We start from the raw sequence: 13,335 nt of genomic DNA on the forward strand, positions 1-13,335 counted from the left end.
GGGGTCAGGATTCAGGGATCAGGATTCAGGGAGTGAGGCGGGATACGGAATTCAGCGGAAAAAGGAAAAGCCGCGCATGGCACGGCTCTCCCTGACCACTGAATCCCGACTCCCGGCCCCTTACTTGTCCTTCACCTCTTCGAACTCGGCGTCGACCACGTTGTCGTCCGCCGCACCGGCGGCGCCACTGGCGGCCTCGCCCGGCTGCTCCTTGGCCTGCTCGGCTTTGTACATCTGCTCGGCAAGCTTGTGCGAGGCGGTGGCGAGCGCATTGGTCTTGGCTTCGATAGCGTCCTTGTCGTTTTCGCGCACGACATCCTCCGTCTCCTTCAATGCGGCTTCGATCGCGGCCTTTTCGTCGGCCGTGACCTTGTCGCCGTATTCGGCCAGCGATTTCTTCACCGAGTGGATCATGCTGTCCGCCGCGTTACGCGCGGTGGCCAGTTCGAGCGCCTTATGGTCCTCGACAGCATTGGCTTCGGCGTCCTTGACCATGCGCTGGATTTCTTCCTCGGAAAGGCCGGAGCTGGCCTGGATGCGGATGGTGTTTTCCTTGCCGGTGGCCTTGTCCTTGGCCGACACGTGCAGGATGCCGTTGGCGTCGATGTCGAAGGTGACCTCGATCTGCGGCATGCCGCGCGGGGCGGGCGGAATGTCGGACAGGTTGAACTGGCCGAGGCTCTTGTTGCCCGAAGCGATTTCGCGTTCACCCTGCAGCACGTGCACCGTCACCGCGCTCTGGTTGTCGTCGGCGGTGGAGAACACCTGGCTGGCTTTGGTCGGGATCGTGGTGTTTTTCGGGATCAGCTTGGTCATCACGCCGCCCAGGGTTTCGATGCCCAGGGAGAGGGGCGTGACGTCGAGCAGCAGTACGTCCTTCACCTCGCCCTGCAGCACGCCGCCCTGGATTGCGGCGCCGACGGCCACGGCTTCATCCGGGTTGACGTCACGACGTGCATCCTTGCCGAAGAAATCCTTCACGGCGTCCATCACCTTGGGCATGCGGGTCTGGCCGCCGACCAGGATGACGTCGTCGATCTGCGAGGTGGTGAGGCCGGCATCCTTCAGCGCCATCTTGCAAGGCTCGATGGTGCGCTTGATCAGGTCTTCCACCAGCGCTTCGAACTTGGCACGGGTGATCTTCACCGCCAGGTGCTTGGGCCCGGAGGCGTCGGCCGTGATGTAGGGCAGGTTGACCTCGGTCTGCTGGCCGGAAGACAGCTCGATCTTGGCCTTTTCCGCGGCTTCCTTCAGGCGCTGCAGCGCGAGCACGTCCTTCTTCAGGTCGACGCCCTGTTCCTTCTTGAATTCCTCGGCGATGTAGTCGATCAGGCGCTGGTCGAAGTCCTCGCCGCCGAGGAAGGTGTCGCCGTTGGTCGACAGCACTTCGAACTGGTGTTCGCCGTCCATCTCGGCAATCTCGATGATGGAAATGTCGAAGGTGCCGCCGCCGAGGTCATAGACGGCGATCTTGCGGTCGCCTTCCTTCTTGTCCATGCCGAAGGCCAGTGCGGCCGCGGTCGGTTCGTTGATGATGCGCTTGACTTCGAGGCCTGCGATACGGCCGGCGTCCTTGGTGGCCTGGCGCTGGCTGTCGTTGAAGTAGGCCGGTACGGTGATGACGGCTTCGGTGACTTCCTCGCCCAGGTAGTCCTCGGCGGTCTTCTTCATCTTGCGCAGGGTCTCGGCCGACACCTGCTGCGCGGCCATTTTCTTGTCGCGCACTTCGACCCAGGCGTCGCCATTGTCGGCCTTGACGATTTTGTAGGGCATCAGGCCGACATCCTTCTGCACTTCCTTCTCTTCGAAGCGGCGGCCGATCAGGCGCTTCACCGCGAATAGGGTGTTCTTCGGGTTGGTGACCGCCTGGCGCTTGGCCGGCGCGCCGACCAGGATTTCGCCGTCTTCGGTGTAGGCGACGACCGACGGCGTGGTGCGCGCGCCTTCGGCGTTCTCGATCACTTTCGGCGTGCCGTTTTCCATCACTGCCACACAGGAGTTGGTGGTGCCGAGGTCAATGCCAATAATGCGTCCCATGATGCGTTCCTTCTAAAAGAGTTTTAATTGGTTTGAATGTGGGGGAGGGGGCGCCCATTTCAAGGCTGATGCCGGGCGGGCGGCCTCAATCCTGGCCTTTGGCCACCATCACCAGTGCCGGCCGCAGCGTGCGCTCGTGCAGGCGGTAACCTTTCTGCAACACGGTAACGACTGTGTTGGCGGGCTGCTCGGACTCGACCACCTGGATCGCTTGATGCAGATGAGGGTCGAACTTCTCGCCCATCGGATCGATGTCGTGCAAATTGAACTTTCCAAATACCGCAACCAACTGCTTCAGGGTCAGCTCGACGCCGTCCTTCATGTTCTCCATGCTGGGCGACTCGGCGGCCAGCGCAGCTTCCAGGCTGTCCTTCACCGCCAGCAGTTCGCCGGCGAAGTTTTCCACCGCGAACTTGCGTGCCTTGTCGACGTCTTCCGCCGCGCGGCGGCGCATGTTTTCGGTCTCTGCCTTGGCGCGCAGCCAGGCGTCATGATGTTCGGCTGCCTGCAGTTCGGCCGCCTTCAACAGCTCTTCCAGGCTAGGCATGATTTCCTTGGCGGGATGGCTTTCGGCCGCTTCCGTGTTGATTTTGATGTCGTCCTGCATATCGGCTCCCAATTGTCCTCCCGGGTAAGTGGGGCCAAGCAATGCGGATTCAATAGGGGGTAGCATTTTTTCATCGCTGCTGCCCGCGTGAAGTGCGGCGCATGCCGATTTGCTGCGCGTGGGGGCTTCCGGTATGATGCGCGGCTCCCGGAGAGGTGGATGAGTGGTTTAAGTCGCACGCCTGGAAAGCGTGTTCAGGATAATATCCTGACGGGGGTTCGAATCCCCCCCTCTCCGCCATTTGCCAGATGCCAGCGTATTTCTGTTTTCAAAATACGGATGCCGACATCGAATGGCAGGCCAGGCGCCGTGCTGGCGGCCTTGTTTGTCTCTGCTCCCGCACGTTTCTCCAGACTTCCCGCCCGGCCTGGACCGGGCGCCCAGCTTCCAAATCGGGACGTATGCCTGTCCGCTCGGGTCGCCGCGGGGTTCAGGCTACAGCCTTGTTGCGTTCGATCAAGGCATAAGCCGAGTGGTTGTGGATGGACTCGAAGTTCTCCGATTCGACTACGTACGAATCGATGCGCCTATCCGCATCCAGTGCCGCCGCCACATCGCGCACCATGTCTTCGACGAATTTGGGATTGTCGTAGGCACGCTCGGTGACGTACTTCTCGTCCGGCCGCTTGAGCAGGCCGTAGAGCTGGCTCGACGCGTTGTCTTCGGCGACGCGGACGATATCCTCGATCCAGATGAAACTGTTGGCGCGCACCGTCAGGGTCACGTGCGAGCGCTGGTTGTGCGCGCCGTAGCGCGAGATCTGCTTGGAGCATGGACACAGGCTGGTGACCGGAACGACGACCTTCATGGTCTGAAGGTAGCGCCCGTCGCGGATTTCGCCAATGAAGGTCACATCGTAATCGAGCAGGCTCTCGACGCCTGATACCGGCGCTTTCTTGTTGATGAAATAGGGAAAATTCATTTCGACATGGCCGGAACGGGCTTCCAGCCGTTCCACCATCTGGCGCAGCATATGCTCGAAGGACTCCACCGATATTTCCCGCTCGTAGCCATTGAGGATCTCGAGGAAGCGGGACATGTGGGTGCCCTTGAAGTGATGCGGCAGATGCACGTACATGTTGAACAGGGCAATGGTGTGCTGCACGCCGCCACTCTTGTCCAGGACTTTGACGGGATGGCGGACCGCCTTGATGCCGACCTTGTCGATGGCGATCCGGCGCGCGTCGGGGGTGTTCTGGACATCGGGCATGGAAGCGGCCGTGCCGCCCGGGCGTGTGGCGGGGCAGGGCAGCTCGGTTTCGCAGACGGTATCGCAAGTGGTCATGGGTGGCTTTCTGTAAACGGGGTCATCACGGCAGGAATCTGGAAACCAGTTTCAGCACTTCCGTTCCGGGCGTGCCGTAGGGAATGATTTTCACCAGCTTGCCGCCGGTGTCGATCAGGTAGGTGTTGACCGTATGATCGACGGTATAACTCGATCCGGTCGGTACGTAGCGGAACTGGACGCCGTACTGATCGGCTACCTTGCGCAGTTCCTGTTCACTGCCGGTCAGGGCCAGGATTTCCCCGCCGAAGTGCTTGATGTAGGGATCGAGCACATCCGGGGTGTCGCGCTGCGGATCGACGCTGATGAAAATGGGCTGCACCCGGTGACGTTTCTCGGGCGGCAACCGGGCGAGCAGTTGCTGGAACTGGAGCAATTCGGCGGGACACATTTCCGGACAGTAGGTAAAGCCGAAATACAGCAGCACGACTTTGCCCTGCAGGGATGCCAGCGAAACCGGCTCTCCCTTGGTCGTGTGCAGCGTGAAATCGCCCCCCAGTGTCGTTGTTGCCCATGACGGACCAGCCAGGCACAAGGTAAACCAGAGCAGTGAAATGCGCAGAGCCACCAACATGTCGTTCCTTGTGCGGAATGAAGATGGGGGGTATCAAGCAGAAGACATGCCATGATGATATCGGGGTGCCGGTGCCGCAGCCGGGGTTGTCGCCGGGGTATGCCGTACCCGAAAGCAAGCAATCCCCGGCGTTGCCATGCAGGATGTACCGATTCCGTGACAGTTTGTCTCGCATCTTTCGCCGGCTCGAGTATGATTGAACATATCCAGGTGGGAAGCCTTGACCTGCGGCGTCTTAAAAAACAATAAACATTCAGAGCCGTTTTGATGGCTGGGCGTGGATATTGCTTTATATGAGGACCGAAGCGATGGAGAGGCAAGAAATCTTGGAACATGCCCGTCAGGTGAACGCGGTGGTGGGATTGGGTGGCGCGATAGAACCGGTGGAAGTGGGACCGGCGATTGCGCGCTCATGGAACCGATGCGCCCACGATTTCGGCCTCGATCCGGTAAAGGATGAGCCAATCGTGATTCTCGATAATCACGAACTGAAGGAACGCCAGGGCCCGCTGGAGCCCTTGCGTGCCATTGCCAAGGGAGAAATGGCGACGCTTTACCAGCAGTTGGCAGGCTCCGGTTTCTCGGTTCTGCTGACTGACCGTGAAGGCGTGGTGCTGGACTTTCTGGGCGACCCGACATTCAGCAAGACCGCCGCCGAGTGCGGCATGGTGGAAGGCGCGCTGTGGGGCGAGCGCCACCAGGGAACCAATGGCATGGGCACCTGCGCCATCGAGCAGCGCCCGATCCTGGTCCACCACAATGAACATTTTCTGACGCGCAATATCGGCCTGACCTGTTCGGCTGCGCCCATTTTCGATTCCGAGGGCGGCCTGCTCGCAGTGCTGGATGCCTCCAGTTTCTCCCACATGGCGCAGCAGCACACACTGGTGCTGGTCAACATGTCGGCGCAGATCATCGAGAACCGCGCATTCCTGTGTCGTTTCCGCAACCAGTATGCGCTCCGTTTCCATAGCCGCCCGGAGCTCATCGGTACGTTGTGGGAGGGCGTCCTGGCGCTGGACGAGGAGGGCAACATCCTCGCCGCCAACCGCAGCGCGCTGTTCCAGTTCGGCTACAAAAAGCCGGCCGACATGATCGGTCTGCAGTTGCGCGACCTGTTCAATACCGGCATGTCCGCGTTGATCGGTCACAAGAACCTGAGCTGGCTCAATCCGGTTCCGCTCTACGAAGCCCGCCAGGGCAATCGTTTCTTCGGCCTGATGCGCCCGCCGGAACACCAGGGCCCGTCCGCGGTTTCGCCCGCGCGCCGTGCCGCGCCTGCGATCACGGTTCCGGGCAACCCCAAGATCATGCGTCTGGAGGAGTTGCAGTTCGGCGATCCGACCATGGAATACAACGTGCGTTGTGCCAAACGCGTGCAGGACCACGACATCCCCATCCTGCTGTACGGCGAAACCGGTACCGGCAAGGAGATCTTTGCCCAGGCGATCCATTACGAGCACGCGGGCGCAAACCGGCCCTTCGTCGCCGTGAACTGCGCGTCGATTCCGGAAACCCTGATCGAAAGCGAATTGTTCGGTTACAAGTCGGGCGCTTTCACCGGGGCCAACCGGGAAGGACGGCGCGGCAAGATACTCCAGGCCAATGGCGGCACGCTGTTCCTGGACGAGATCGGCGATATGCCGATCATGTTGCAGGCCCGCCTGCTGCGCGTACTGGAAGAGCGTGAGGTCATCCCGCTGGGCGGGGAAGTCCCGATCAAGGTGGATATCAAGCTGATCAGCGCCACCCACCGCAACCTCAAGGAACTGGTTGCCGAGGGACGTTTCCGCGAAGACTTGTATTACCGCCTGCAAGGCATCGCCCTGACCCTGCCGCCACTGCGTGAGCGCCAGGACAAACGCGATCTGATCCGCCACGTTCTTGCCATGGAATGCGGCACCCGGGAAGAGGCGGTTCTCAGCGAGGGGGCGCTGCGCCAGCTGGAGGCCTATTCCTGGCCGGGCAATATCCGGCAGTTGCGCAACGTCTTGCGCACTGCGCTGGCGATGCGCGAGGGCAGGGAAATCACGACTTACGACCTGCTCGATGAAATCAGCCGGCTGACGCCAGGCGCGCAGCCCGCGGAATGCGCCACGGAGGCAGCGCCGCTGTCGTCCCTGGAAACGGCGGAACGCGATGCCATCCTGCACAACCTGGAGAAGTTCCGCTGGAACGTCACCCTGGCTGCCCGCCATCTCGGCATCAGCCGAAACACCCTGTACCGCAAGATGAAAAATCTCAATATCCGCATCAACAAGGAAGAATGAATTGCCGTCCTCGCCTTTCGTTACCTGGGTCGAGCCTGCCGACCTGGGTTTCAACTCAGCTCACTTCATCACCTATGGCAACGTGTGCGAGAACCTGCACGGCCATAACTTCCATGCCCGGGTGTCCGCCCACGGCAGTGACGGCGGCGAAGGCTATGTGCTGGATTTCGTCGCCCTGACGCGTCTGGCCCGCGACATCTGCCAGGAACTCTCCGACCGCGTCATCCTGCCCGGTACCAGCCCGGTGGTGAAGCTGGCCGAGGAGGACGGCCTGATCAAGGCGGAAAGCTTCGGCAAGCGCTTCTGGGTGGAAAAGGAAGGCTGCATCGTGCTGCCCATCGCCAACGTCACGGCGGAACTGCTCGCTTTCCACATTGGCGAGCGGCTGGTGGACGCCCTGCACCGCGAGAATCTGACGACCGGCGTACAACTGCTGGAAATCGGTGTCGAGGAAGCCGATCGCCAGTGGGGGATATCACGCCACCGCCCGCGTCATGACTGAACCGAAAACACCCCGTATCGCGTGGGGGCTGACCGGCTCCGGCCATTATCTGCGCGAATGCCTGGAGCTGATCGACCGCCTGCCGGACGTGGATATCTTCGTGACCCGCGCCGCCGTCGAGGTGTTGAGCATGTACGGCATCCCGCTCAAATCGCTGCGCGGGAAGCACCGCGTCTACCAGGATCACACCGCCAGCAGCGTGCCAGTGGGCTTTCTCTACAGTGGCCACTACCATACGCTGATCATCGGCCCGGCCACCTCAAACACCGTGGCCAAGTGTGTTGCCGGTATTTCCGACACGCTGGTCACCAACCTCTACGCGCAGGCCGGCAAGTGCCGCATCCCCAGCATCGTGTTCGCCTGCGACACCGAGCCGACCGTGATCACCGAGGCCCCCGACCGTACCGTGATGGTCTACCCGCGCCCCATTGATCTGGAGAGCACGCGGAACCTGAAGCGTTTTCCCGACACCATCGTGGCGGAGGACGTCGCCGCACTCAAGGCGGCCATCGAGAAGCGCCTGGCATGCCTGAACATATCCTTTTCCTGACCGGCCGCCTGGCCGAGTCGCAGCTCAAGCGCGTGCTCGGCGACCTGGGCGATGCCGGCTTCACCTGGGAGGTGCAGGTGCTGGGCGTGCAGGTGGCGGCGCTGATGACCACCGACATGATCCATCGCCGCCTCACCGATACCGGCCGGGCCGACCGCATCATGCTGCCCGGCCGCTGCCGCGGCGACCTGGCCGCACTGTCCGCACATTTTGGCATCCCCGTCGAACGCGGGCCCGACGAACTCATGGACCTGCCCGAATTTTTTGGCCGTAAACGCCGTGCACCAGACCTCTCGCGTCACGACGTCGTCCTGTTCGCCGAGCTGGTGGACGCGCCGCGCATGGGCATCGAGGCTATTCTGGCCCAGGCTGCCGCCTACGTCGCCGACGGCGCCGACGTGATCGACATCGGCTGCCTGCCGCAGACGCCGTTCCCGCATCTGGAAGAGACCGTGCGCGCGCTCAAGGCCGCCGGCCACCGGGTCAGTGTGGATTCGCTGGATACCGACGAACTGCTGCGCGGCGGCCGCGCCGGCGCCGATTACCTGTTGTCGCTCAGCTCCGGGACCTTGCACCTGGCCGACGAGGTTGCCTCCATCCCGGTGTTGATCCCTGCCCGTCATGGCGATCTCGACGACCTGGTCGGCGCCATGCAGCAACTGGAAGCGCGCGGCAAGCCCTATCTTGCCGACCCCATTCTCGACCCGTTGCCGTTCGGTTTCGCGTCGTCGCTGGCGCGCTACCACGAACTACGCCGGCGCATGCCCCAGGCGGAGATTCTCATGGGCACAGGCAACGTCTCCGAGCTTACCGACGCCGACACTGCCGGCATCCATGCCCTGCTGCTGGGGATCATGGCCGAGCTCGACATCCGGGCCCTGCTCACCACCCAGGTCAGTCCCCATTGCAAGAGCGCGGTGCGGGAGATCGATGCTGCCCGGCGCATCATGTTCGCCGCCCGGGAGGCGCAAAGCCTGCCACGCGACTTTTCCGACGACCTCCTGGGGCTGCGCCACCGCAAGCCGTTTCCCTATGGTCCGGACGAGATCGCCGCCATGGCCGGGGCGGTGAAGGATCCCAGCTTCCGCATCCAGATCAGCCAGGCGGGCATGCACATATACAACCGCGACGGCCTGCATACCGCCACCGATCCCTTCCAGCTCTGGCCGCATCTCAAGCTTGAACACGACGGCGGCCACGCCTTCTATCTGGGCGTCGAGCTCGCCCGTGCCCAGATCGCCTGGCAACTCGGCAAGCGCTACAGCCAGGACGAGCAGCTGGCCTGGGGCTGCATGCAGCCACGCCCGGCCGAAGACATGAGCCAGCAGTGCGCCCCTGGCCCGACCCGCGCCGATACAACGAGAGAATTATCGTGAGCCTGATCTTCGAAGCCATCCTCACCAGCGCCACGTCCGACGGCACCACCCACATCGCCCCGCTGGGTTTTCGGCGCGAAGGCGAGTTCGTCGTCCTGGCGCCGTTTCATCCCTCGCGCACCCTGGACAACCTGCGCGCCACCGGCCTGGCCGCTCTGAGCCACACCGACGACACGCGTGTGTTTGCCGGCTGCCTCACCGGGCGGCGCGACTGGCCGCTCATGCCATGCGAACGCATCGCCTGTGGCCGCTTGGAAAGCGCTCTCAGCCACATCGAGCTGGAAGTGGCGCGCATAGAGGAAGACCCGCTGCGGCCGCGCTTTCTGTGCCGTGAACTGCTCACCCGCAACCACGCGCCGTTTCCCGGCCACAATCGCGCCCAGGCCGCCGTCATCGAAGCGTGCATCCTGGTCAGCCGCCTGGGCATGCTGCCTGCCGACAAGGTGCAACGGGAAATGGACTACCTCGCCATCGCCATCGACAAGACCGCCGGGCCGCGCGAGCTGGAAGCGTGGGGCTGGCTCAGGGAGAAGATCGCGGCGCACCGGGAAGCGGCGTGACCGCCTGGCTCGCCAGCATTACCGATGTCGCCGAGGCGCGCCAGGTGCTGACCGCCGGCGCCGCCATTGTCGATGCCAAGAACCCGCATGCCGGCGCGCTCGGTGCGCTGCCGCACGACACCGTGCGCGCCATCGTCGCGGTGGTGGGCGGGCGCGTCCCGGTCAGCGCCACCATCGGCGATTTCCCGGACATGAACCCCGCAGCGGTGGCGGCCGCCGTGGCCGCCATGGCCGCCACCGGCGTCGATTTCGTCAAGATCGGCCTGTTGCCGTCGCCGACTCTGGCCGATTGCCTGGATGCGCTGGTGCCGCTCGCCCGTCGCCACCGCCTGGTGGCCGTGCTGTTCGCCGACCGCGAGCCGGATTTCAAGCTGATCGAGCGGCTCGCCGAACGGGATTTCACGGGCGTCATGCTCGACACGGCGGACAAGGCCGGCGGCGGCCTGCTGGCCTATCAGCCGGTGGCGCGCCTGGCGCAGTTCGTGGCGCAGGCGAAAGGAGCTGGACTGCTCAGCGGCCTGGCCGGCTCGCTCAAGCTGGCCGACATTTCCGTCCTCGCGCCGATCGGCGCGGACTACCTGGGTTTTCGCGGCGCCCTCTGCCGCAATCACGCCCGCACCTGGGCGCTGGACCCAGGTGCCCTGGCGGCGCTCAGTGAGGCAATGGGGCGGGCCGCGGTGCAGGGAGCCTGACCGCCCGCAGCGAGCGGCGGCGGCTTATGGACGTGGCGTTCGGCTGGCGTCCGGCCGCGGTTATGGAGCGGCTCATCGCCCCTGGTCGAACTGCTCGCGCAGGCTATCCAGGGTTGCCTGCTCGCCGCGGACGCGGAAGAACGCGCCTGCATCGTCGGCGCGCTCCTCCAGCACCGCACAGCGCGCGAATATCTCTCCGCGCAGCTGCTGCGCCGACCAGGGAAGAAAAAGCTCGGCCTCGACCAGATCCCGCTGAAAAAACGCAACGATCGCCTGGTGCAGTTGCGCGACATCGCTGGGGCGGCGCGCGCTCATCACGATGCAACCGGGGTAGGCGGCGCGTAGCGCGGCTTCGCGTTCGGCCTGCGCCGCGGCGTCGCCGACGTGGTCGATCTTGTTGAAAATGCGCAGGCGCGGCACGTCCTGCGCGTCGATCTCGTCCAGCACGTGTTCGGTGGTTTCGATCTGCCGCTCGAAGCCGGGATCGCTGGCGTCGACGACATGCAGCAACAGCGACGCATCCAACGCCTCTTCGAGCGTCGACTTGAACGACGCGACCAGCCCGTGCGGCAGGTTCTTGATGAAGCCGACCGTGTCGCTGACCAGCACGTGAGGGACGCTCTCGGGGTAAAGGCTGCGCACGGTGGTGTCGAGCGTGGCGAAGAGCTTGTTGGCGACCAGCACCTCGCTGCCGGTGAGGGCGCGCATCAGGGTGGATTTTCCCGCGTTGGTGTAGCCCACCAGCGCCACGCTGGCGAGCCCCTGGTGCGCCTGCCGCCGCGCGCGCTGCGTCTTGCGTTCGACATCCATCGCGGCGATCTCCTTCTGCAGTTCGGCGATGCGGTCGCGGATCTTGCGCTTGTCCAGTTCGGTGTGCGACTCGCCGGCACCGCGCCCGCCGACGCCGCTGCGCTGCCGCCCCTGCGGCCCGGCGAGCTTCGCCGCCTCGCGCAGGCGCGGCGCCAGGTAGCCCAGGCGTGCGATCTCCACCTGCGCGCGCGCGGCGGGTGAGCGCGCGTTGCGGTGGAAGATTTCGAGTATGACCATGGTGCGATCCATCACCTGGCAGCCGACCTCGTTTTCGAGGTTGCGCGCCTGCGACGGAGAGATTTCGTGGTCGACGAAGATGACGTCGATCGGCTCGGTCGAGACCGCGTCGTCCAGGCCCTCGACGAACGTGGAAAGGCGATGCAGGGGGTTCGGCGCGCGGTCGGGTTTGCTTGCGCCGCCCGGTTCGACGTTCACGAAGCAGCGAATCTCCTGTCGCTTGCCGACGCCCAGATACGCCGTCGAGTCGAAGCCGGAGCGTTTTTGCGTGAACGTGCGGGTGACCGTGAACCCCAGTGTCTTTGCCAGCTCGCGCAGCTCGGTCAGCGATGCCTCGAATTCAACGTCGCTTACTCCCGGCAGCTGCACCGACGCCACGACCGCGTATTGGGGGGTTTCCTTGACTTCTTTTTGCATGCGGCGTGTGCTTCTGTCGGATGGGGAAGCCGGGCATTATCCGCCAATGCCATCATCCTTACACGCCAGACATTGCCCGGCTGCCCCATCCAGTCGTTCGAGGATTTCATTCAACCACGCCCCGTGTTCCGGTTTCATCACGCAGGCGCGCAGGCAGGTGATCGCGTCCGCATCCCAGACACGCACCGGCTTGAACGGCTCCAGCATGGCCCTGGGCATGGTGACCAGGGCCAGATGCAGGTCGCGTTCCCGGGCGGCCTGAAAAACCTGGCGCGTCCTGGCCGAGGCCAGACTGGCGCTGTCGGCGCGTACGGCCCAGACGACAACATCGAGCTGTGGTGGGGACAACGGGACGAAGCGTTCATCCTGCGCCAGCGCCTGGTGTAGCGCCACGGCGGCGTCGCGGCCGGCTTCCAGCCCGTGGGCGAATTCGCCGCCGCGAACCAGGGGCAGCAGCCGCAGAGTGGTCCACAAGGCCACGGCTGCGGCGCCGGGGCGCGAGCATTCCAGGGAGATTTCCCCCAGGTGGGGGTCGGTGCTGCCCAGATAGGTATACGGCGAGTCATGCCGGTAGACCTGCCGGACGTGCGTGTCGCGGAACAGGATGCAGCCGCAGCCGTAGGGCTGCAGGCCGTGCTTGTGAGGGTCCACGGCGATGGAGTCGGCTTGGGGCAGGGCGTCGAAGGCGCGTTGGGCATCGTCGCCGAGGTTGGCAGCGAGGGTGAAATAACCCCCGTAGGCGGCGTCTACATGCAGGCGGAAGGCGTAGCGCCGGCGCAGGGCCAGGATAGCGTGAAGCGGATCCACGGCGCCGGTGGCCGTGGTGCCCAGGGTGGCCACCACGGTTCCCACCGTACCCTTGGCCAGCTCGCGCTCCAGGGCTGCGATGTCCATGCGCCCCAGGTGATCCGCCGGAATCGGGTGGAATGGCACCCCCAGCACGCCTGCCAGCCGCTCGTGGCTGTAATGGGCCTGGACCGAGGCGGCGATGCCCCGGCCGTGGCCGAGTTCCCGTGCCACCCAGAGTGCCTCGAAGTTGGCCAGCGTGCCGCCGCCGCACAGATGCCCGAGGTGGGTGTCCCAACCGAACATGGCTGCGATCCGGGCCACCGCTTCCTGTTCCATGCGCGAGCTGGCGCGGCCGCCGTCGTAGGCGTGATTGTTGGGGTTGAGGCCGAGGCTCAGGGAGTAGGCCAGCCGGGCGGCAGGATGGGGCGGCTTCTGCATGTGCCCCAGGTAGAGCGGGTGGTGGTAGGGGTCGGTATCGCGCAGGCGTTCTGCCGCTGCGAGCAGGGCTTCGCGCAGGCCGGCAGGGAGGGCGCCGGGATGGGCGTCCGGCAGGCCGGCGAAGCCGGCGTCGAGGATGGCCAGGGCCTCGCCGAGCAGTTCGAGCTCAGCTTTTCGTCCGGAAGTCACGA

Annotated in this window: 12 protein-coding genes and 1 tRNA gene; 7 read left to right on the forward strand and 6 right to left on the reverse strand. The window is 64.3% G+C overall.

Annotation, left to right across the window (positions count from 1 at the left end; translation table 11 throughout):
- Window positions 1–120 precede the first annotated feature (120 nt).
- Both dnaK and grpE read right to left on the reverse strand, forming a co-directional pair.
- A complete protein-coding gene (dnaK, locus tag B059_RS0112340; protein WP_018078569.1) occupies window positions 121–2,037 on the reverse strand; it encodes a molecular chaperone DnaK in 1,917 nt (638 codons plus the stop codon).
- Between the two features lie 85 nt (window positions 2,038–2,122).
- Window positions 2,123–2,644, reverse strand: a complete 522-nt coding sequence (grpE, locus tag B059_RS0112345) for a nucleotide exchange factor GrpE (RefSeq protein WP_018078570.1) — start codon at window positions 2,642–2,644, stop codon at window positions 2,123–2,125.
- A gap of 149 nt (window positions 2,645–2,793) precedes the next feature.
- Here grpE and B059_RS0112350 point away from each other — a divergent pair.
- Window positions 2,794–2,884 (forward strand) — tRNA-Ser (locus B059_RS0112350).
- Window positions 2,885–3,074: 190 nt separating this feature from the next.
- Here the strand turns inward: B059_RS0112350 and folE2 are convergent.
- Both folE2 and B059_RS0112360 read right to left on the reverse strand, forming a co-directional pair.
- Complete coding sequence (folE2, locus tag B059_RS0112355; protein ID WP_018078571.1) at window positions 3,075–3,929, reverse strand: GTP cyclohydrolase FolE2; 855 nt, start codon at window positions 3,927–3,929, stop codon at window positions 3,075–3,077.
- A 25-nt stretch (window positions 3,930–3,954) separates the two neighbouring features.
- Window positions 3,955–4,503 (reverse strand): SCO family protein, encoded by a 549-nt coding sequence (locus B059_RS0112360; RefSeq protein ID WP_018078572.1) that lies wholly within the window; start codon window positions 4,501–4,503, stop codon window positions 3,955–3,957.
- A 326-nt stretch (window positions 4,504–4,829) separates the two neighbouring features.
- On the opposite strand from B059_RS0112360, the gene B059_RS0112370 reads away from it, so the two are divergent.
- The 6 genes from B059_RS0112370 to B059_RS0112395 are packed head-to-tail and all read left to right on the forward strand — an operon-like array spanning window position 4,830 to window position 10,453.
- Window positions 4,830–6,773, forward strand: coding sequence for a sigma-54-dependent Fis family transcriptional regulator (locus tag B059_RS0112370; RefSeq protein WP_245538792.1), 1,944 nt, complete (start codon window positions 4,830–4,832; stop codon window positions 6,771–6,773).
- 1 nt (window position 6,774) lies between these two features.
- Window positions 6,775–7,275, forward strand: a complete 501-nt coding sequence (locus B059_RS0112375) for a 6-pyruvoyl trahydropterin synthase family protein (RefSeq protein WP_018078574.1) — start codon at window positions 6,775–6,777, stop codon at window positions 7,273–7,275.
- Window positions 7,268–7,825 (forward strand): flavoprotein, encoded by a 558-nt coding sequence (locus B059_RS0112380; RefSeq protein WP_018078575.1) that lies wholly within the window; start codon window positions 7,268–7,270, stop codon window positions 7,823–7,825. The genes B059_RS0112375 and B059_RS0112380 overlap by 8 nt, the downstream gene beginning before the upstream one ends.
- Window positions 7,801–9,201, forward strand: a complete 1,401-nt coding sequence (locus B059_RS0112385) for a DUF6513 domain-containing protein (RefSeq protein ID WP_018078576.1) — start codon at window positions 7,801–7,803, stop codon at window positions 9,199–9,201. Before B059_RS0112380 ends, B059_RS0112385 begins: the two co-directional genes overlap by 25 nt.
- A gap of 2 nt (window positions 9,202–9,203) precedes the next feature.
- On the forward strand, window positions 9,204–9,761 hold the full coding sequence (locus B059_RS0112390; RefSeq protein WP_026177501.1) for a DUF447 domain-containing protein: 558 nt from the start codon (window positions 9,204–9,206) through the stop codon (window positions 9,759–9,761).
- On the forward strand, window positions 9,758–10,453 hold the full coding sequence (locus B059_RS0112395; protein WP_018078578.1) for a (5-formylfuran-3-yl)methyl phosphate synthase: 696 nt from the start codon (window positions 9,758–9,760) through the stop codon (window positions 10,451–10,453). The genes B059_RS0112390 and B059_RS0112395 overlap by 4 nt, the downstream gene beginning before the upstream one ends.
- Before the next feature lie 72 nt (window positions 10,454–10,525).
- Here B059_RS0112395 and hflX read toward each other — a convergent pair whose 3' ends face one another.
- Both hflX and B059_RS0112405 read right to left on the reverse strand, forming a co-directional pair.
- Window positions 10,526–11,917, reverse strand: a complete 1,392-nt coding sequence (hflX, locus tag B059_RS0112400; RefSeq protein ID WP_018078579.1) for a GTPase HflX — start codon at window positions 11,915–11,917, stop codon at window positions 10,526–10,528.
- Between the two features lie 36 nt (window positions 11,918–11,953).
- Window positions 11,954–13,333 carry a pyridoxal phosphate-dependent decarboxylase family protein gene (locus B059_RS0112405; RefSeq protein ID WP_018078580.1) on the reverse strand — a complete coding sequence of 460 codons (1,380 nt, stop codon included), beginning with the start codon at window positions 13,331–13,333 and terminating at the stop codon, window positions 11,954–11,956.
- Between the last annotated feature and the right edge of the window lie 2 nt (window positions 13,334–13,335).

Origin of the sequence: Thiobacillus denitrificans DSM 12475 (genome assembly GCF_000376425.1) — a bacterium.
GTDB lineage: Bacteria > Pseudomonadota > Gammaproteobacteria > Burkholderiales > Thiobacillaceae > Thiobacillus > Thiobacillus denitrificans.

Excerpts from the sequence above, each read along its gene's own strand:
- dnaK (WP_018078569.1), bottom strand. The coding sequence starts at position 2,037 with ATGGGACGCATTATTGGCATTGACCTCGGCACCACCAACTCCTGTGTG.
- grpE (WP_018078570.1), bottom strand. The coding sequence starts at position 2,644 with ATGCAGGACGACATCAAAATCAACACGGAAGCGGCCGAAAGCCATCCC.
- folE2 (WP_018078571.1), bottom strand. The coding sequence starts at position 3,929 with ATGACCACTTGCGATACCGTCTGCGAAACCGAGCTGCCCTGCCCCGCC.
- B059_RS0112360 (WP_018078572.1), bottom strand. The coding sequence starts at position 4,503 with ATGTTGGTGGCTCTGCGCATTTCACTGCTCTGGTTTACCTTGTGCCTG.
- B059_RS0112380 (WP_018078575.1), top strand. The coding sequence starts at position 7,268 with ATGACTGAACCGAAAACACCCCGTATCGCGTGGGGGCTGACCGGCTCC.
- B059_RS0112385 (WP_018078576.1), top strand. The coding sequence starts at position 7,801 with ATGCCTGAACATATCCTTTTCCTGACCGGCCGCCTGGCCGAGTCGCAG.
- hflX (WP_018078579.1), bottom strand. The coding sequence starts at position 11,917 with ATGCAAAAAGAAGTCAAGGAAACCCCCCAATACGCGGTCGTGGCGTCG.